The sequence below is a fragment of the Bosea sp. BIWAKO-01 genome (genome assembly GCF_001748145.1).
Taxonomy (GTDB): Bacteria; Pseudomonadota; Alphaproteobacteria; order Rhizobiales; family Beijerinckiaceae; genus Allobosea.
This window is the reverse complement of the sequence record NZ_BCQA01000001.1, coordinates 6,150,388-6,168,093: the sequence shown is the minus strand read 5'-3', so window position 1 is coordinate 6,168,093 and position 17,706 is coordinate 6,150,388. Positions and strand designations below refer to the sequence as shown.

The 17,706-nt window shown below is 65.3% G+C and carries 18 protein-coding genes; 9 read left to right on the top strand and 9 right to left on the bottom strand.

The genetic code is table 11. From position 1 onward, the window contains the following. Positions 1–21 precede the first annotated feature (21 nt). Genes BIWAKO_RS28705 through BIWAKO_RS28685 form a run of 6 tightly spaced genes read left to right on the top strand, consistent with a single transcriptional unit; the run spans position 22 to position 3,218 of the window. Positions 22–402, top strand: a complete 381-nt coding sequence (locus tag BIWAKO_RS28705) for a hypothetical protein (protein WP_069881550.1) — start codon at positions 22–24, stop codon at positions 400–402. Further along, on the top strand, positions 399–1,046 hold the full coding sequence (locus BIWAKO_RS28700; RefSeq protein WP_069881549.1) for a helix-turn-helix domain-containing protein: 648 nt from the start codon (positions 399–401) through the stop codon (positions 1,044–1,046). Before BIWAKO_RS28705 ends, BIWAKO_RS28700 begins: the two co-directional genes overlap by 4 nt. Next, positions 1,043–1,327 carry a hypothetical protein gene (locus BIWAKO_RS35615; RefSeq protein WP_141740272.1) on the top strand — a complete coding sequence of 95 codons (285 nt, stop codon included), beginning with the start codon at positions 1,043–1,045 and terminating at the stop codon, positions 1,325–1,327. The genes BIWAKO_RS28700 and BIWAKO_RS35615 overlap by 4 nt, the downstream gene beginning before the upstream one ends. Next, complete coding sequence (locus tag BIWAKO_RS36885; RefSeq protein ID WP_069881548.1) at positions 1,324–2,283, top strand: YdaU family protein; 960 nt, start codon at positions 1,324–1,326, stop codon at positions 2,281–2,283. Before BIWAKO_RS35615 ends, BIWAKO_RS36885 begins: the two co-directional genes overlap by 4 nt. Further along, entirely contained in the window at positions 2,280–2,567 is a 288-nt protein-coding gene (locus BIWAKO_RS28690) for a hypothetical protein (protein ID WP_069881547.1), read from the top strand. The genes BIWAKO_RS36885 and BIWAKO_RS28690 overlap by 4 nt, the downstream gene beginning before the upstream one ends. A gap of 30 nt (positions 2,568–2,597) precedes the next feature. Then, positions 2,598–3,218 carry a WXG100 family type VII secretion target gene (locus tag BIWAKO_RS28685; RefSeq protein ID WP_069881546.1) on the top strand — a complete coding sequence of 207 codons (621 nt, stop codon included), beginning with the start codon at positions 2,598–2,600 and terminating at the stop codon, positions 3,216–3,218. 187 nt (positions 3,219–3,405) lie between these two features. Here BIWAKO_RS28685 and BIWAKO_RS28680 read toward each other — a convergent pair whose 3' ends face one another. From BIWAKO_RS28680 to BIWAKO_RS28645, 8 genes are all read right to left on the bottom strand, one after another. After that, complete coding sequence (locus tag BIWAKO_RS28680; RefSeq protein WP_069881545.1) at positions 3,406–3,687, bottom strand: addiction module antidote protein; 282 nt, start codon at positions 3,685–3,687, stop codon at positions 3,406–3,408. A 3-nt stretch (positions 3,688–3,690) separates the two neighbouring features. Further along, complete coding sequence (locus BIWAKO_RS28675) at positions 3,691–3,981, bottom strand: type II toxin-antitoxin system RelE/ParE family toxin (RefSeq protein WP_069881544.1); 291 nt, start codon at positions 3,979–3,981, stop codon at positions 3,691–3,693. Positions 3,982–4,034: 53 nt separating this feature from the next. Then, positions 4,035–4,220, bottom strand: a complete 186-nt coding sequence (locus BIWAKO_RS28670) for a hypothetical protein (protein WP_069881543.1) — start codon at positions 4,218–4,220, stop codon at positions 4,035–4,037. A 41-nt stretch (positions 4,221–4,261) separates the two neighbouring features. Continuing rightward, a complete protein-coding gene (locus BIWAKO_RS28665) occupies positions 4,262–4,519 on the bottom strand; it encodes a helix-turn-helix domain-containing protein (protein ID WP_069881542.1) in 258 nt (85 codons plus the stop codon). Between the two features lie 205 nt (positions 4,520–4,724). After that, on the bottom strand, positions 4,725–6,218 hold the full coding sequence (locus tag BIWAKO_RS28660) for a DASS family sodium-coupled anion symporter (RefSeq protein WP_069881541.1): 1,494 nt from the start codon (positions 6,216–6,218) through the stop codon (positions 4,725–4,727). Between the two features lie 167 nt (positions 6,219–6,385). Further along, the gene (gene gltS / locus BIWAKO_RS28655; protein WP_069881540.1) at positions 6,386–7,597 is read right to left on the bottom strand and encodes a sodium/glutamate symporter; all 1,212 of its coding nucleotides are present in this window, start codon (positions 7,595–7,597) and stop codon (positions 6,386–6,388) included. Positions 7,598–8,060: 463 nt separating this feature from the next. Then, complete coding sequence (locus BIWAKO_RS28650; RefSeq protein ID WP_069881539.1) at positions 8,061–9,473, bottom strand: DUF1254 domain-containing protein; 1,413 nt, start codon at positions 9,471–9,473, stop codon at positions 8,061–8,063. Positions 9,474–9,487: 14 nt separating this feature from the next. Beyond that, positions 9,488–10,981 carry a DUF1254 domain-containing protein gene (locus tag BIWAKO_RS28645; RefSeq protein WP_069881538.1) on the bottom strand — a complete coding sequence of 498 codons (1,494 nt, stop codon included), beginning with the start codon at positions 10,979–10,981 and terminating at the stop codon, positions 9,488–9,490. 238 nt (positions 10,982–11,219) lie between these two features. Between BIWAKO_RS28645 and BIWAKO_RS28640 the strand changes: the two genes are divergently transcribed. The 3 genes from BIWAKO_RS28640 (at position 11,220) to BIWAKO_RS28630 (ending at position 16,536) form a co-directional block, all read left to right on the top strand. Beyond that, positions 11,220–12,650 (top strand): IS1182 family transposase, encoded by a 1,431-nt coding sequence (locus tag BIWAKO_RS28640; RefSeq protein WP_069879486.1) that lies wholly within the window; start codon positions 11,220–11,222, stop codon positions 12,648–12,650. 862 nt (positions 12,651–13,512) lie between these two features. Next, positions 13,513–15,144 (top strand): Na+/H+ antiporter, encoded by a 1,632-nt coding sequence (locus tag BIWAKO_RS28635; protein WP_069882887.1) that lies wholly within the window; start codon positions 13,513–13,515, stop codon positions 15,142–15,144. A 201-nt stretch (positions 15,145–15,345) separates the two neighbouring features. Then, positions 15,346–16,536 (top strand): cupin domain-containing protein, encoded by a 1,191-nt coding sequence (locus tag BIWAKO_RS28630; RefSeq protein WP_069881537.1) that lies wholly within the window; start codon positions 15,346–15,348, stop codon positions 16,534–16,536. Positions 16,537–16,608: 72 nt separating this feature from the next. Here BIWAKO_RS28630 and BIWAKO_RS28625 read toward each other — a convergent pair whose 3' ends face one another. Then, positions 16,609–17,706, bottom strand: coding sequence for a YeiH family protein (locus BIWAKO_RS28625; protein ID WP_069882886.1), 1,098 nt, complete (start codon positions 17,704–17,706; stop codon positions 16,609–16,611).

Below are 17,706 nucleotides of genomic sequence, written 5' to 3'. Positions count from 1 at the left end.
CTTAAGTTATCAATATGGAACATGAACTCAGCCACCCACCCAACCTCAATCCTCCCAGCGACGCCAGTCGTCTCCATCCCGCCGCGCAATCTCCTGCGTCGTGAGATCGACCGGGCCGGCTCCGAAGCCAGGCTCGCCGCTGCCGCCGGCTGTTCGCAGGTGGCGATCAACAAGGCCAAGCGCGCCGCTTCGGTCTCGCCCTGGATGGCGCTTCGGTTGGAGGTCGCGACCGGCGTTCCGCGCCAGCACTGGCGGCCGGACCTCTGGCCGGCGGACGGCGTGCCCTCTGCGCCGCTGGAGCCCGCGGCGCCCTGCGCCCGTTCGCATCCCGGCCGCATCGCCCGGTTTCGCCGGGCATGCGAGACGCAGCTCGCCTTCTCGCTGGAAGGGGTACGGCCATGACCGCTTTGGCGATCAAGGGCTATGCCAGGGAGTATGGCAGCGCCGAGGAGATGCTGGCGGCCTATCGCGCCAGGCAGGCCCTGCCGTGGAAGCAGGCGGCAAAACCGGACGAGCCGGTGCCGGCTGCGGAGGCCTCCGCAGAGATTGCGCCGGTCGCCCGCGCCGTGAGCGAGGCCAAAACCCGCGAGGCGGACAAGCGCGAGGCCGGCGCGCCGCAGGACGAGGCCCGGCCGGGCGCCGTGCCCTGGGCGGTGGTGCGCAAGCAATACCGCCTGCACCATGCCAGCGCGCCACTGCGCGGGAAAACGCAGGCCGGCGCGATCATCGCCGCGGTCGCGTCCGAGACCGGCATCACCATCGATGCGATCAAGGGCGAGCAGCGCGTCGCGGCCATCGCCCAGGCGCGCCAGCTCGCGATCTGGCGGGTGGCCGCGGAAACCCAATTGTCGCTCTCCGAGATCGGGCGGCAGTTCCACCGCGACCACACCACCGTGCTTCACGCCATCCGCGTCATCAACCAGCGCCGCGGCGCCGATGTTCGCGGCTATGGCCGGGTTCCCGCCGCCAAGATCGACGGCAAGAAGGCGGCGAACCGGACGCCTGCCGGACGCATCGCCGCGGGCGGGAAGGCGGTGACGCCATGACGGTCGCGACCGATCCGCACCCAGGCGGGCAGGGCAGGGATAACCGCCTGTCGCAGCCGCGTCATCATCGCCGGTCCCCTTGTCGTCATCGCCGCGAAGGTCGCCGCATGAACCGCCAATTCTTTCCTCGCCGCGGCATGATGCAGGACCGCGCAATCATGGTAGTCTGCAAGTCTATCGGTGATGTCGCGCGTGCCTGTGAGCCGAAGTTCTGGACTCTATTGGCTGCTTTCGCCAGCATCGCCGGAGACAGGGAACTCTATCGCGGGGGCGCGAGATGAGCCGTGCCTGGATGCCATTCTACGTTGCCGACTACCTCGCCGACACGGGGCACCTCAGCGCGGCCGAGCATGGCGGCTATCTGCTGCTGATCATGCATTACTGGCAAAATGGCGGGCTCCCCACCGAGGACCGCCGGCTTGCCCGGATCGCCCGGATGTCGACGGCCGAGTGGGGCGAGAGCCGCGACGTGCTTGCCGACCTCTTCGCGGAGGGCTGGGTTCACAAGCGCATCGATGCCGAGCTGAAGGCCGCCGCCGAGGTCAGCGAGAAGGCGCGGGCCAAGGCCGTCCGGCGCTGGCAGGGCCAAGCGGCAGATGCAGGGGCAGATGCTGCAGCAGATGCCGGAGACGATGCTGCGCCTGATGCCGGGGCAATGCCGGGGCAGGTGCCGCAGCCATGCCAATCACAATCACAATCACAATCACAGTTACAATCAGAATTAGAGACCCTTGCAGGGTCGCTCGCACCTGCACCTCGACAATCACCCCCGGTCTCCCCGGGACCGGGGCGCGCCAGGGCGCCGGCCGAGCATCGGGAGATCGATGCTGCGCTGAGACGCGTGCTTTCGGAGGAGCGGGCGGCGGCCGTCATCGCCCATCGCCGGTCGCTGAAGAAGCCGCTGACGCTGCATGCCGCCAGGCTGCTGGCGAGCCAGCTCGCCTTGGCGGCCGAGCCGGACCGGGCCGCCGACCTGATGATTGTGCGGGGCTGGCAGGGCTTTGCGCCGGAATGGGGCGTCAATGCCGGGCTCGTGCTCGCCACCCCGCCGGTTCAGCCGGAAGGCGATGCCGCGCCCGGCGTCAGGATCTCGCCGATCGACGATCCCGAAGCCTGGGATGCGTGGCGGCAGGCGCGGGGCGGCAAGCCCCTTCCCACCGACAAGACAGGCTGGTGGACCGTGCCCACCCGTCTTCCCCCGACCACCACCCAACATGAGAGGGAGCAGGCAGCATGAAAGAGCGATCCCCCGTTGGCATACCCGACGAGGCCATCCTGAGCGGGCCGCAGCTCGACTGGCGCCATGTCGACGGCCCGGCGATGTGGTGGGACACGGATATCCACTGGCTCACCCGCTGGGAGTGCCTGAAGCTCTGGCTGCACCTGACCACCGCAGACGAACTCGCCTGCAGCTGGTGGCCGACATTGGCGCTGCGCCGCTTCGTGCTGCTGGCGCAGCGCGCAGCCGGCGAGGGCGCCCCGAACCCCGCAACCCCGAACACAAGCACCGGCGAAGCCTAAGCCAGGATCGCCGGCGTTTTGTCAGCGCGCGTGCCCGCCCGGCCGCGCGATGGCGGGCGGCTGCGCCGAAGTCCCGGCCAGCGGGCCTGCACCACCAAACCCAAAGCAGAGAAAGAAGACGAGATGGCACGCGCAGGACGCAAACCCCGCACGGATGTCGGCCGCTACAAGAACGGCCGGATCAGGAACGCGGAGCGGGGCGAACGCCCCGAGAAGATCATGGCGGTGGCGCTCGCGCAGCCGCACCGTCGGGGGAATGCCTCGCCCCTGGCCGGCTATGCCTTTGGCCGGATGTTCCTGGGCGGGATGATCGACCGGCGCCAGTTCGAGGCGGCCGAGACGGTGACGCGCCGCTTCGTGCGCTATCACCGCCACATCACCGACAGCCTGCCGCGGCTGCCGAGCATGGTCGCCGAGCTGGTGGCCGGCACGACCGGCGAGGCGGCCGAGCTCGACGTCGAGACGGTGGCCAAAATCCGCTCGGAGTATCGCGAGCTGCAGGATGCGCTCGCCGATGTCGGCCTGCACCATGACGGCAATGCGGTCCTGATGCGGGTCTGCGTGCTCGACCGCGACATCACCGACCACGCGACCATGGGCACCTTCCGCTGCGCGCTTAACGCCATCGCCCATCGGCTGCGGCTGAGCTGATACCGTAACTCGCGGCGGCGATATGCGCCCGGACCACACAGGGCCGGGCGCTTCTTCGTTCCGGCACGGCAAGGATGCCGCCGCTTCTCACGGAAGGCGCCCCGCAGGCGCAGGCTTCAACCCATGGCCATCCGCGACACGCTCATCGGGGGTGAGCCGATATCAGGCCCGGCCTCGTCGGCTCCGTTCACGCGGCAATCCGCAGCTTCAGCCCGAGCGCCTTCATCACGCCCATCAGGGTTGAAAGGCGGGGGTCTCCCTTCTCGCTCAGGGCACGATAAAGGGCTTCGCGGGTCACGCCCGCGTCCTTGGCCACCTGCGTCATGCCGCGCGCCCTCGCGACCTCGCCAAGAGCCTTGGCAAGAAACGCCGGGTCATCCTCATCGAGGGCAGCCTCGATATAGGCGACCTGCTGCTCAGGGGTTTTGAGATACTCCTGAATGTCGAATCTGGTCGTTTCGAGGGGCATGTCTCAGGCCTCCTGTGCCATGCGCTTGGCCTTGGCGATATCCGCCGATTGGGTGCTCTTGTCGCCGCCGCAGAGCAGGAGAACGATGGTCTTGCCCTGCTGCATGAAATAGGCTCGGTAACCCGGACCATAGTTGATCCGCATTTCGCTGACGCCTTCGCCGACCGGCTTCACGTCGCCGAAATTGCCGTCTTCCATCCGCTGGATGCGCGTCGCAATTCGCAACTGAGCGTTGGCGTCTCTGAGGCCGCCGAGCCAGCTGGAGAAGGCTCTGGTCTGGCGAACCTCGAACATACGTAACTTATAAGTTACGTACCATGCAGTGTCAATCGATCGTGAATTAAAAGTTACAAACCTGCCGCGCGTGAAGCGCCGGCGGTGCCTTTGGCCAGATGTTCCTGACCGGGATGATCGATCGGCGCCAGTGCGAGGCGGCCGAGACGGTGACGCGCCGCTTCGTGCGCCATCACCGCGACATCACCGACCACGCGACCATGGGCACGTTCCGCTGCGCGCTGAATACCATCGCCCATCGCCCATCGGCTGCGGCTGAGCTGATGCCGGAATTCGCGGTTCAGCCCCGGATCATCCAGGCGAGGTCGAGCGCATCCGAGCGCACCGAGGCCGCAGCCATCGTCGGGTTCTCCCTGCAGACGGCGCACTGCAGCGAAACGCGCTCCAGCGCCAGGGCGTGAACGGTGTTGACGTCCTCGTCATCTGCCCCCGTCTCGATCTCCTGCACGGCTCCCGGGCTCAGGCCGAACTCCAGGGCAAGATCGTCCTGGCTCAGCCCGCAGGCCTGGCGAAGGGCGGCGAACTCGGCACGGGTCATCGGGCAACCTCGCGTGGGGCGGCAGGTTCCGGGCTGCGTTGCAGCCGGGGAGGCGACGCCCGGCTAAAAGCAGCATACGAAAAAACCGACGATCCGTCAGGCGATCAAGCAGATCACGCGGAGCGACAGGAATGCGCGCTGGAGCGCGACAGGGCTTTTGCGCGCCGATGTCGGCCCCGCGCCCATCGCGGGGGGCTGGGCCAGATCACCAATAGCCCAGGAGCTTCCACCAGATGCCGCCGATGACGGCGAAGATGACCAGCTCGAACAGGCACATCACGAGGCCGACGGTCCACCAGCGGCCCATGCTGACATAGCCGCTGCCGAAGATGATCGGCGAGGTGCCGGTCGCATAATGGGTCAGCGTCATCATGATCGCCGAGGCCGCGATCATCATCAGCACGAAGAAGCCCTGATACGCGGGCGGGATCAGCGCGATGCCGACGGCCAGGAAAGCCAGCATCATTGCGCTGATATGCGCGGTGGTCGACGCGAAGGCGTAGTGGCTGAAGGTGAAGACCAGCACCAGAACCGCTGCGGTCAGCGCCCATCCGAGGCTCGCAGACGCGATCATGCCCTGCATCAGGCCGGAGAACCACGCGACAACGCCCAGGCTGTTCAATTGCCCGGCCAGCATGACGAGCGCCCCGAACCAGATCAGGGTGTCCCAGGCGCTGCGCTCGGCCAGGACGTCGTTCCAGCTGATCGTTCCGGAAATCAGCAGGACGAAGAGGCCGAGCAGCGCGACCGCCGTCGGATCGAGCTGGAAGGCCGGCCCGAGGATCATGGAAGGCACGTTCGCCCAGAGCAGCAGCAGCAGGGCGAAGGTCAGCAGCATCACGATCTCCTTCGGGTGCAGCGGCCCCATCGCGTGCAGTTCGCCCCGCGCGAAGGCGATCGCATCCGGCGTGTGCTTCAGCACGGGCGGCGAGACGAGGTAGATGACGAGCGGCATCAGGAGCAGGCAGACGAGCCCGGGCACCAGCATGGCGAGCGCCCACGCCCCCCAGGTGAGATCCACCGCGCCGCCGGTCGCCTCGGCCACGAAGCTGCGCACCAGCGGGTTCGGCGCGGTCGCAGTGATGAACATCGCCGAGGTGATCGGGTTGGCGTGATAATTGACCAGCGCCAGATAGGTGCCGACCTTGCCCTCGGTTCCTTTCTCAGGGTCTGAATCGAAGGCGCCGGCGATCGATTTCATGATCGGATGGATGATGCCGCCGCCCCGCGCGGTGTTGGACGGCGTCACCGGGGCAAGCATCAGCTCGCACAGGGCAAGCCCGTAGCCGATTCCGATCGTGCGCCTGCCGAGCGCCGCGATGAACATCATGCCGAGCCTGCGTCCCAGCCCCGTCGTCCGCAGGCCGATCGAGATCAGGATGGCGGTGACGATCAGCCAGATCAGCGGGCTGGAGAAGCTCGAGAGCGCGTCGGTGACCGCGCCGCTCGAATTCTCGGCGGTCACCTCCGAGAAGGTCAGGATGACCATGGCCATCAGGGCCATCACCCCGATCGGCATGACCTTCAGGATGATCGCGACGATGGTCGTGAGGAAGATGGCGAGCATCGCCTTGCCGTCGGGCGTGAGCCCCTGCGGCACCGGCAGGGCGAGCAGGATCACCAATACGGCGGTCGTGATGGCGGCCGGGACGATGCGGAACGGGATCGACTCCCGGAGATAGGCGAGGAAGTTCCCCATGCGCGTTCACGTCCGGTCCTGAGGGTCCCAATGCCAGGAATGCACCCGCCGCAACGCAGATTCAACGGGTGGTGGCAATGCCGCTGCGCATGCCACCGATGCGCGGGCGCAGGCGGCGCCCGGCGCCCCGGGACGTCAGGGCCTCAAGAACTCATCGTCCAAGGAACTCAGCGTCCAAGGAAGAACGTGATCGCGACGACGTTCACGAGGTCGACGAAAAACGCGGAGACCAGCGGCAGGATGATGAAGGCATTGGGCGAGGGCCCGTAATGCTTGGTCACCGCGGTCATGCTGGCGATCGCGGTCGGGGTCGCCCCGAGCGAAAGGCCGGTGAAGCCGGCGCTGAGCACGGCGGCCTGATAGTCGCGCCCGAGCAGCGGGAAGATCGCCAGCAGGATGAAGGCCACGGCGAGCACCGCCTGCATCGCGACGACGACGAGAAGCGGCCCGGCGATCTCCGCCAGCGTCCAGAGCTGCATGCTCATCAACGAGATCGCGAGGAAGATCGACAGCGCATAATCGGAGATCAGCGACAGCGAGGGCGAGCGCGCCGGCCAGGGCAGTTTCGGAAAGAGCAGGGGAATGGTGTTCGAAAGCACGATGCCCATGATCAGGCAGGGCACGAACAGAGGCAGCTTGATGCCCGTCGCCGTCAGGGGACCGTGAACGAGATAGCCGAGGATCACCGCGCTGTTCACCACCAGCAGGGACTGCATGATGCTGAACTTGTCGATCGGCGCCGCATCGGCCTCAGCGGCGATGCCGCCCTGGCCTGCATCGGTGGCCTCGGTGACGAGCTTGCCGCGTTCGATCAGGAATTTTGCGATCGGGCCGCCGAGCAGGCTGGCGGCGACCAGGCCAAGCGTCGCGACCGCGGTGCCGGTTTCCATGGCGGCCGGGAAGCCATGCTCGGCAGCAATCGCCGGCGCCCAGGCGATCGTCGTTCCGTGCCCGCCGACGAGCGCGACCGACCCCATGATCACGCCGGCGGCCGATGGCAGGCCAAACAGCGACGCGCCGAGCTGGCCCACCAGGTTCTGCAGGAACACGAAAAGCACCGTCAGCACGCACAGGATGATCAAGGTCCTGCCGCCGGCCAGCAGGTCCGACAGGCGCGCGTTGATGCCGACGGTGGCGAAGAAGATGACCAGCAGCCTGTCGCGCGTCACCATCTCGAAGATGAAATCGAAGCCGGTCGCCGCGTGGAGGGCCCAGATCGCGAGCGCGGCGAGGATGCCGCCGGTTACCGGCTCCGGAATGTTGTAGTCGCGCAGGAGCGCGACCCGGCGCGTCAGGAGCGCGCCGAGCAGGTAGACGACGATGCCAAGGGTCAGCGTCAGGAAATCCGGCGCCACGAGCGCGTGAGAGGTCTCTGTCATCGAGCGCGGCCTCCGCAGGGCGATTCAAGGCCGGGCATGCCTCGCGCGTGCTCCCTGCACAGCCCGGGACCTATCACCCGCGCGGCGGGAGGCAAAGGGGGCGGGGGCAAGGTCGGGGATGTTGACCGGAGCCGGACGCAAGCCGGCTGCAGCGTTAGGGATGGCCGCGAAGACCGCGCGGGTGCAGCGGCCGTAGCCTGTGGCGACGCGTCGACGCCCTCCGCGAAGGCACGTTTTCAGACCGTGCGACGGCCGGTCGCGACTGTCTGCGATGGGTGGGGAGCCGAAGTTCGCCGGCTCACTCGGTTTCTGCCGATCCGCGCCATTTGCGGACATAGGCGCATTGCCCAGAAGCAGATGCTCCGAGTGTGCTGGCCAGAGTTCCGCTCTCGACCCTTAGCCGCCGTTCGAGCAGCAGATGCGAATGTCCGAAAAGGTAGACACAAGCAGACACCGCCTCCGTCTACTGAACCTTTCGCATTTGCGGCAGTTGGTATGCTCCATTCAAGATGGCATCGCTGGGCTGATAGAGCCGCAGGATGACATAGAAGTTGCCTTTAGGGGCCGGAAGCCAATTCGCGGCAGCCGCCGCTTCCGGTTTCTCCGCCTGAACGGGGATCGTGATCGAACCATCGGAGGCCCGGACGAGGCCCTGCGTGTCGGTGCCGACCTTGTAGCGGGCGATCGGGTTCGCAACGAGCATCTTGTCGGCATCGTCGTACATAGTGAGGGACCAGAACGCGTTGACCGGCGGTTCGCGATCGAACTTGATGACGTACCGGTTGGCGCCGCTCAGCAGATTACCGTCCGCGTCCGTCGAGCGAAGCGGGTACATCGCTTCCTTCTCGCCGTTCCCGCCGAGATAGGAACCCGCAACCATTGCCCGCAACGGGTAGTTGAAGCCGAAGCTGTCGAGGCCCGTCGCCCAGGTCCAGCCGTTTCGGTTGACCGCCGTACTTGCGAGCGACGAGACAACAACGGCCGGCGCATCCTCCAGCGCACGCAGCAAGCCTTTGCGGGTTTGCTCCGACATCTTCGACGGATCGAAGCCCTTGGCCGTCAGGCCTATCCTGGCGAACTGCGCGAACAGGGCCTGATCGGCGGGCTTCACTGCGTTGTCCTTCAAGGCTGAGGCAAGGTGCGTGAAGAAGCCGAGGTCGTCACCCGAGATCGCAGGAAGCGGGGCCAATGAAGCCCCCTTGTCCTTTGCTGTCTCGCCGCCCAGCGGCTCAAGCCGGAACTGCTTCTGCAATGCCAGCACAGGGGCGGTTGGCTCGCCCTGAGCGATCCGCAGACGGCCCCATAGCCACACCTTGTCAGTCGTCACATCGAGACGCTTCACGCCCGCAGGGAGCTTTCCCTTCCATCCTGGGGGCACGATGGCGTAGCGACCCGCATTCGTTGAGGTCGTGCGCCGGCCAATATAGTGCTCAAGCTCCTGCCACATGTTGAAAACGTTCACGACATAATAGCGGTCGTGAGTGTCCGGCACTGACAGAATGTAGGGCCGATCCAACTTGACGACGGCGCTCATGTAGTAGGTGTCGTTATTGGCGGTCGGCATGTCCTTCGCGTCTGGCGTCGCGAGCTGCGATGCCCATCCGATCTGGTTCAGCGGGCCACGGTAGCTGGTTGCAGGCTTTGGCGACGGCACATCCGTGTATTGCCTGACCACGCGCTCCATGCGGACGAGCGGATAGCCCCACGCATATGCCGAGACGCCAAGCTGGTAGCCATCCGTTTCCTGCCCCTTCGCCATGACTCCCGGCGAGGTCGGTGTCGACAGAAGCGTATCTTCAAACGTCTCTGCTGCTGGGGCACCTTGGGCAAAGCATAGGGTCCAGAGCGCGGCGACAAGAACGGCAACGGACTTCATTCGGAACTCCGGGTTCAGGTAATCTCTTCAAAATCGGGCATGACGAATGTCTTGCGGTTGAGGGCTTCGGTGCCCCCGTAGAACCGCATCGTCGGCATCGGGCGCTTGCCCGAGGTCGGTATCCAGTTCGCCTCGAGACCCGCAGGCGGCTTCGGACCGACATAGATGGTCACGCCGCCGTCGGCGTTCTTCTTCAACTTGTCGAGATCGTAGGAGGACAGCGTCGTCCGATTGCTCTCGCTGTAGATGAAAGCGAAGGTCGCACGGTCATACACTGTGAGCGCCCAGAACTGCTTCACCGGCATGTTGGCGGGTACGTCCAGTTTATAGAGCTTTCCGGCCTCCAGCTTCATGCCGTCCTTGTCGGCCATCGCAATCAGATATTGCGTCGCAGGATCGTCGCTGAGCACCTTCGGCATATAGGTGCACCAGAAATACTCGGCGGCTCGCTCGATCAGGTCGATGCGGTCTTCATTCGTGAATGTGAAGGTGCGGTTCTGATCGGCTTGCAGCAGCGAAACGTAGTGTCGATCGGGCCAATAGGTCCGCCTTGCCAGGACCTCGTCAAACCACCCTTGCAGATAGAACCAGGCATCGATGGCGGCCTGCCGCATCGCTCTCTTGGTGACGCCATCAGGCGCGAACGGTTTGCCCTTCTCGATGCCGAGCGATAGCAGCATGCCCATCATGACCTTGTCTTGCTCCTTGACGGGCTCGACGCTGATGATGGCGTGCATGTCCTCGAAATGCCGCTCATCGTAGAACGGCAGCGTGGCGTAGCGCTTGTTGATCGGATCGATGAAGCGCTGCTGGGGCGGGCTGGCCGCTTCTGACAGCGAGTAGACGCGCAACCGCTTCGCGTAGGCATAGGCGTCTGCCACCGACTTACCCGTTGCTGGCACTGAGCGAAACGCGAAAGCGATGCGATAGTTGGGCGAAGCCACATGGATGTAGCCGTCAGGGATGGCTTCCTTGTAGCCGGGCGGCGTGAAAAGGAACCTGCCTCCCTTGCCTTGGTCGAGCCCGGCAGGACCGACATCGGCGATGGTGATCTGCCACGCATCGACGACCTGACCGTAGAGGCTGCCATCAGCGCCAGCCGGGGGGACATCAACGACCGTCGGTCCCTTCCGCAGGTCTGCGAACGCTGTAATGTAAGGCGTCGTACTGTTGGCCGTCAGTGCTTCGAGCTTAGGCGTTGCAGGCGCGGAATAAGCAATGACGTCGTGATCCTTGGCGCCCAGATCGTCGAATGCCGAGCGCCTGAACGAGTAGATCGCGATGGCCGGCATGTTCCACAGCACGGCTTCGAAGGCGCGCTGGTACTTGATCTGATAGTCGAAATCTTTGACCGAGGGCGCTGATCCAGGTGGCGGTCGCCCGCCGAGTGGTTCTTGGTTCGCCTGGGCCTGCACGTTTGAACCAGTGGCGACGGTAAGAATAGAACCGCTAAGCGTGCTGGCTACAATCCCTGCGGCAGTCGGTACGAGAAACTCTCGACGATTCATACTTCGCCTCCAGCAACTGGGTGCCGAAATCAGGTATTTCGTCTCAATTGAATTGGCTAAGTGCGCTTCGAACGGCTACCTGTGCGGCGGCGAATTGCTCCGCGAACCAACTGAGCATAGGTCCGTTTTGCTGGCAATTGCAGACCTTGCAATCGCATTCCCCCGCGTCCGCTATCCACCGAGGCTGTGTGGAAACGGGCTGATCTGGTAGGCTTTCTGGAGCGATCCGAGGGCTTGCATGGCGCGCTACATCGAAGGCGAGACCCGGCTGCAGAGACTGCTCCTGCCCGACTGTCTTGAGGACTACGTCAGCGAAGATAATCCGGTCCGGGTGGTGGATGTCTTCATCGACGAACTCGATCTGGGAACGATGGGCTTTGCCGGCCCGGCCTCGACGGGGCGGCCTGGATACCACCCCGCTACCCTTCTCAAGCTGTACCTCTACGGCTACCTCAACCAGGTTCAGTCGAGCCGCCGGCTGGAGCGCGAGGCCGGCCGCAACGTCGAGGTGATGTGGCTGACGGGCAAGCTTGCGCCCGACTTCAAGACCATCGCCGACTTTCGCCGTGACAATGGGGCTGCGATCCGGGCTGCCTGCGCGCAGTTCGTCGTGCTGTGCCGCCAACTCGGCCTTCTGGCAGGCGGCACCGTGGCCGTGGACGGCAGCCGGTTCAAGGCCGTCAACACGCGCGACAAGAACTTCACGCCCGGCGCGATCCGTCGCCGGATGGAGCAGGTGGAGGCAAGCATCGCACGCTATCTGTCGCTGCTCGATACGGCCGACCGGCAGGAGGATGACGTCGCGCAGATGCGCAGCATCCGCCTCAAGGACCGGCTTGATCGCCTGCGTCAGCAGATGCGTGACCTCCAGGCGATGGACCACGTCGTCGCGGTGGCGCCAGACCGTCAGGTCTCGCTGACCGATCCCGACGCCCGCGCCATGGCCACCAACGGCAAGGGCACTGGCCTCGTCGGCTACAACGTTCAGGCGGCGGTCGACGCCAAACATCATCTGATCGTGGCTCATGAGGTCACCAACATCGGCCACGACCGCAGCCAGCTCGCCAGCATGGGGCGTCAGGCAAAGGATGCGACAGGAGCCGGTGCGCTGACTGTGCTGGCCGATCGCGGCTACTTCTCAGGCGAGGAGGTCCTGGCCTGCGACGAGATCGGCATCTCCGCCATCGTCCCCAAGCCCCTGACATCAGGGGCCAAAGCCGACGGGCGCTGGGGCAAGCAGGACTTCACCTACGATGCTCCGAGCGACACCTATCGCTGTCCCGCCGGCGAGACGCTCACATGGCGCTTCTCATCGGTCGAGAAGGATCTGACACTCCATACCTACTGGGCCGACGGCTGCGGAGCCTGCCTGGTCAAAGACCAATGCACCACCGGCAAGCAGCGCCGCATCAAGCGCTGGGAGCACGAGGTGGTGATCGAGGCCATGCAGCGCCGGCTCGATCGCATGCCCGACGCCATGCGGATCCGAAGGCGCACGGTCGAGCACGTCTTCGGCACGATCAAGGACTGGATGGGCCGAAGTCACTTCCTGACCCGCCACCTCCCCAATGTCGGAACCGAGATGAGCCTCCATGTGCTGGCCTACAATCTCAAGCGGGCCATCGCCATCCTCGGCGCGGCGACGTTGATGAAGGCCATGAGAGCCTGACCCTCAGACCCTGTCGCATCGTCAGAGCACGACCCTGAAAGACGTTTCCACACGGCCTCCACCCGTTGCGGACATTTGGTGGGACCGCGACATTGCCCAGCACGTTGGAGCGCTGGCTGCAGCTTGACTTCTGATTGAAGTCGCGATCGAGCCGAAGTCCAAGGCTGACCAGGCGAAGCTGGGCCTCGTTCTGTCGACGCCCGATCCCAACGACCGCGGCCGGCTTCACCGCTGATCTGCCCTCGAAGGCGCGCGCGGCCGGGCCTTCCGCCCGACTTCATCAGGAGGCTGTCTACCCGAAGGTGAACACGACCCGACGCCGCCCGAATGTCGCGGTTCCGCCACTGCCTTTCCAGCCAGACGACACAAAGCTGAACGGAGCTCTGCGACCATCTTCGCAGTGGAGTGTGCCGGTGCCCTGCCGGAATGTCGTGTAAACGAATGTGCCACTGCACGCCGTCCTGTTGGACCGGACGGCAACATATCCCGTGTCGTTGAAGTTGCCGGTTGCCGTTCCAGCAAAGGTCTCGCCAGTGCCTTCGATCACGCCGTGGATCGGACGCGAAAGCGAGCAACCGCCAGCGGCGAGCAAAAGTGCAATTGCGGCGACTGATCTCATCTTAGCCTCCTCTTGCGCGACTGGAGCATTCTATCCCGCATGGCGGTCGGTCTCAGCCTGCCGCACGTCTCCGTCCAATGTCGGTCCCGCATGCGTGTTGGTGATCACCGCATGCTTTGCGGGCAAGCTTGATTTGCGACACTCGGATTGGCCAAGTCTTTGGCGCCAGCGGCCATGAGTCCGCCAACCTATCGCAGCACCGTCATCTGCGGCGGCTGGCCTAAAGGTTCGAGCGAGGACGTTGTGGAATCTGTTGTCACCATACTGACGTTGCTTTCGGCCGTGGTGGTGAGTGGATCACTGGCGCGTTGGACAAAGTTGCCGCTTCCGCTCGTTCAGATCGGGCTCGGAGCGATGATTGCGCTCTCCGTCGTGCCAACGGTCTATCTCGACCCGGATGTGTTCTTCCTGCTCTTCCTGCCGCCGTTGCTGTTTCTCGACGGATGGCGGATTCCGAAATCCGACCTGGTCCGAGACGGGCGCATCATCCTCGAACTGGCGCTGGGGCTTGTGCTGTTCACGGTCTTGGGGGTCGGGTTGTTGATCCACTGGCTCATCCCACCGATGCCCCTTGCCGTGGCCTTCGCGCTCGCAGCTATCGTCTCGCCCACCGATCCCATCGCCGTTTCAGCGATCGCGTCTCGCACCAGGATACCCAAGCGCCTGATGCATATCCTTGAAGGCGAAGCGCTGCTGAACGATGCCTCGGGACTTGTCTGCATGCGCTTTGCCGTTGCCGCGGTCCTGACGGGGGCATTTTCGCTTCAGGCCGCGCTCGTCACTTTCGCATGGCTCGCTATCGGTGGAATCCTCATCGGGGTCGGCCTGACCTGGGGCGTCTCGGCGGCAAAACTATGGATCACGCGCTTTGTCGGGGAGGACACGAGCTCGCAGATCCTGATCAGCCTGCTCATCCCGTTCGGCGCCTATCTCGTCGCGGAGCATTTCCACTGTTCCGGCATTCTGGCGGTCGTCGCGGCGGGAGTAACGATGAGCTTCATCGAAGGCACCGGCCAGGCCTTGGCTGTCACGCGCATTCGCCGGGCTGCCGTGTGGGACATGATTCAGTTCGCGGCCAACGGCGTCATCTTCGTTCTCCTGGGAGAGCAGATGCCGGGCATTTTTTCGGGCGCGGTCGAAGCCGTGAAAACGACCGGCCATCGCGAGCCCTGGCTGCTGACCTATTATGTTCTTGCGATCTCTCTCGCGCTTTGTGTGCTGCGCTTCATCTGGGTCTGGGTGTCGCTGCGCCTCACGATGTTCAGGGCGACGCGAAAGGGGGCTCCCGTTCCGCAAGTCGGATGGCGCCTCATCACGGCCACCTCCCTGGCTGGTGTCCGGGGCGCGATCACATTGGCTGGCGTGCTGACATTGCCATTTGCGCTTCGCGACGGCTCGCCATTTCCCGCGCGCGACCTGGCCATATTCCTGGCGGCAGGCGTCATCGTGGTTTCGCTGGTGCTCGCCAGTATCGCGCTCCCTCCGCTTTTGAAGGACCTGAAGCTTCCTCCCGAGGATTTCGATCAGGAGGAGATGGACAACGCGCGCGACAAGGCTGCCAGAGCCGCCATTCAGGCTATCGAGCAAACGCAGCATCAAATGGCGGCAGGGCGAGCGGACGCGGATCTGTTCGCGGAGGCGTCGTTGCGCGTGATGGAGGCTTACCGGCCGCGGCTCGAGGGGCGTCCCCAGAATGTCGAAGGCACCTTCCACGGACGGCGCCTGGAGGCGATCGAGCGGAAGCTTCGCATTGCCGCGCTGAGAGCTGAACGGAGCGAGATCTTCCGGCTGCGGCGACACCGGGAATTGAACGAGGAAGCCGCGCAAAGGCTGATCCGGGACATCGACCTGCTTGAGACGCGATATACGGGCTAGCGACGGCTGGAGACGCTATCGGCATGGCCCGGACACGGCGTCCGGGGCCCCTGTATCAGGCCGCTGCCGGCCGGCCTGATTAAGCCCGCATCATCCGGAGAGATGATGCCGGAAACCGCCGGTATGATAGAATTTCGAGGCACGGAACAGGAGGGACAGGCCGGCCGGCGGAGAGCCCGCTGGAAGCACAGGAGAGACGTCATGGATTCCATTTCACGTCGACAGATGCTCGCAGTGACCGCTGCGGGAGGCCTCCTGACGACAACGATCGCTGCGGACGCGCAGGCTCGCCTGGCGGCGTTCCAACCGGGGGATGGAGGATATGGGCGGCAGGCCGTCGAGCTGCCTCCGGGCGACAAGGTCGCCTATCACGATCCCAAGGACATCGGCGAGATGCCCGATTTCCGCTTCTCGCTCGACGGCAACACGCCCAAGGTGACGTCCGGTGGCTGGGCGAAGGAGGCGACCGTCCACCAGTTCCCGATCAGCAAGGGGATTGCCGGCGTGCACATGTTCCTCGAGCCCGGCGCCTCGCGCGAGCTGCACTGGCACGCGATCGCCGCCGAATGGGCCTATGTCATCGATGGCCGCTGCCAGACGGTGCTTCTCGACCCATCGGGAGCGAGCGAGATCAATAATTTCGAGCCGGGCGACCTCTGGTTCTTCCCGAAGGGCCATGGTCACGCGATCCAGACCATCGGCGACAAGCCCTGCCACTTCATCCTGTCCTTCGACAATGGCGCCTTTTCCGAGCACGGCACCTTCTCGATCACGGACTGGATCGACGTGACGCCCAAGGATTTTCTGGCGCTCAATTTCGGCGTGCCGAAGGATCTGTTCGACGCCTTTCCCAAGGGCGAGACCTATATCCAGGCGGGCCCCGTACTGCCGGTGGCAGACGCGCTCGATGCGCCCTGGCCGAAGGATTCGACGCATAAATTCGCCCTGCTGCGCGACAACCGGGCGGTGCGCGACTTCGACGGTGGCAGCTTCCGACTTGCGACGGTCGACGAATGGCCCGTCTCGAAGGCCATGTCGGGCGGCGTGCTGACCATCAAGCCCGGCGCCATGCGCAAGCTGCACTGGAACGTGAACGCGAACGAGTGGCACTACTACCTGCGCGGCAAGGGCCAGGTGGCGCTCTTCGGCTCCGGCGGGCGCGGCAAGGTGGCCGAGTTCAAGCCGGGCGACGTCGCCTATATCCCGCAGGGCTTCGGGCACGCGGTCAAGAATATCGGCGACGAGGATCTTGAGATCGTGATGACCTGGGACAATGGCAAGTTCGAGGAGATCGACCTCGACCGCTGGGTGCAGTCCAGCCCGCGCTATCTCCTGGCCAACAACTTCGCCGGGGTTCCCGCGGCAACGATCACCAAGCTGAAGCAGCGCTGAGCGGCGCTCCCGCCGCCAGGGTCCTGAACCCGCAAGCGGCCGAGCGCGGGCCACGACAGACGTCACGGCGCCTCACGGCACCCCGATCAGGTGGATGAGGCCAAGCGAGATCGCCCCGAGCGCCAGCAGCGAGAGGATGACCGCGGCTGCGACGCGGGGGCCGGCCCTGACGACGGAGCGAATGTCGACGCCGAGCCCGAGCGCCGCCATCGAGACGATGGTCAAAAGGTTCGCGATGGTGGCGAGCGGCGCAAGCAGGACCGCCGGAATCAGCCCGGCCGAGCGCAGCGCCGCCAGCACCAGGAAGCCGAGGATGAACCAGGGCACGATATGATGCGGCGCAATCCTGTGCGGGGCAGGGCGATCGCCAGCCGTCACATGGGGGGCGGGCGCGTCCGTTTGCGCGCGCAGCCGGCCAGACAGCAGCGAGAGCACGAGGATGACGGGGCCGAGCATCAGCACGCGCACCAGCTTGACCAGGGTCCCGAGCTGGATCGCCGCCTGGCCGGCCGGCGCGGTGGCCGCGATGACCTGGGGCACGGCATAGACCGTCAGGCCGGAGAGGATTCCGAACTGGTGGACGCTGAGGCCGAGCGCCGGGATCAGGAGCGGCAGGCACAGCACGACCGCGACCCCGAGCACCGCGGTAAACGCGATCGAAGCGGCGACGTCCTCGCCATCGGCGCCGATGACCGGCGCGGTGGCCGCGATGGCTGAATTTCCGCAGATCGAATTGCCGCAGGCGACGAGGATGGCCATGCGCTGCGGCAGCCCGAGCAGCCGGCCGATGCCGTAGCTCAGCCCGATCGCGACGAAGACCACGGCGGCGATGCCAAGCAGAAGCGGTGCGCCGGCGGAGGCGATCGTGGCGGCGCTCAGCGAGGCCCCGAGCAGCACGACCGCGACCTCCAGCAGCGTCTTCGCCGAGAACGAGATGCCGGCGCGCCAGCGGCTGGCGGGGCTCCAGAGCGACCGGACCAGGGTTCCGATGAGGATGGCCAGGACGAGCGCCTCGAGCCAGGCGCGCTGGAAGAGGGCGGTCTCCAGATGCTCGACGGCGAGAGCCGCTCCCGACACGGCCAGGCAGAGCAGAAGGCCAGGTCCAAGGCGCTTCAGGCTGCCGGGGATCCTGCTGGCCGAGCTCGTTTGATAATGGCTTTGCAGCGTCAT

Coding starts and splice junctions, on each gene's coding strand:
- BIWAKO_RS28705 (WP_069881550.1), top strand. CDS start 22: ATGAACTCAGCCACCCACCCAACCTCAATCCTCCCAGCGACGCCAGTC.
- BIWAKO_RS28700 (WP_069881549.1), top strand. CDS start 399: ATGACCGCTTTGGCGATCAAGGGCTATGCCAGGGAGTATGGCAGCGCC.
- BIWAKO_RS35615 (WP_141740272.1), top strand. CDS start 1,043: ATGACGGTCGCGACCGATCCGCACCCAGGCGGGCAGGGCAGGGATAAC.
- BIWAKO_RS36885 (WP_069881548.1), top strand. CDS start 1,324: ATGAGCCGTGCCTGGATGCCATTCTACGTTGCCGACTACCTCGCCGAC.
- BIWAKO_RS28690 (WP_069881547.1), top strand. CDS start 2,280: ATGAAAGAGCGATCCCCCGTTGGCATACCCGACGAGGCCATCCTGAGC.
- BIWAKO_RS28680 (WP_069881545.1), bottom strand. CDS start 3,687: ATGCCCCTCGAAACGACCAGATTCGACATTCAGGAGTATCTCAAAACC.
- BIWAKO_RS28675 (WP_069881544.1), bottom strand. CDS start 3,981: ATGTTCGAGGTTCGCCAGACCAGAGCCTTCTCCAGCTGGCTCGGCGGC.
- BIWAKO_RS28670 (WP_069881543.1), bottom strand. CDS start 4,220: ATGGGCGATGGTATTCAGCGCGCAGCGGAACGTGCCCATGGTCGCGTG.
- BIWAKO_RS28665 (WP_069881542.1), bottom strand. CDS start 4,519: ATGACCCGTGCCGAGTTCGCCGCCCTTCGCCAGGCCTGCGGGCTGAGC.
- BIWAKO_RS28660 (WP_069881541.1), bottom strand. CDS start 6,218: ATGGGGAACTTCCTCGCCTATCTCCGGGAGTCGATCCCGTTCCGCATC.
- gltS (WP_069881540.1), bottom strand. CDS start 7,597: ATGACAGAGACCTCTCACGCGCTCGTGGCGCCGGATTTCCTGACGCTG.
- BIWAKO_RS28650 (WP_069881539.1), bottom strand. CDS start 9,473: ATGAAGTCCGTTGCCGTTCTTGTCGCCGCGCTCTGGACCCTATGCTTT.
- BIWAKO_RS28645 (WP_069881538.1), bottom strand. CDS start 10,981: ATGAATCGTCGAGAGTTTCTCGTACCGACTGCCGCAGGGATTGTAGCC.
- BIWAKO_RS28640 (WP_069879486.1), top strand. CDS start 11,220: ATGGCGCGCTACATCGAAGGCGAGACCCGGCTGCAGAGACTGCTCCTG.
- BIWAKO_RS28630 (WP_069881537.1), top strand. CDS start 15,346: ATGGATTCCATTTCACGTCGACAGATGCTCGCAGTGACCGCTGCGGGA.
- BIWAKO_RS28625 (WP_069882886.1), bottom strand. CDS start 17,706: ATGACGCTGCAAAGCCATTATCAAACGAGCTCGGCCAGCAGGATCCCC.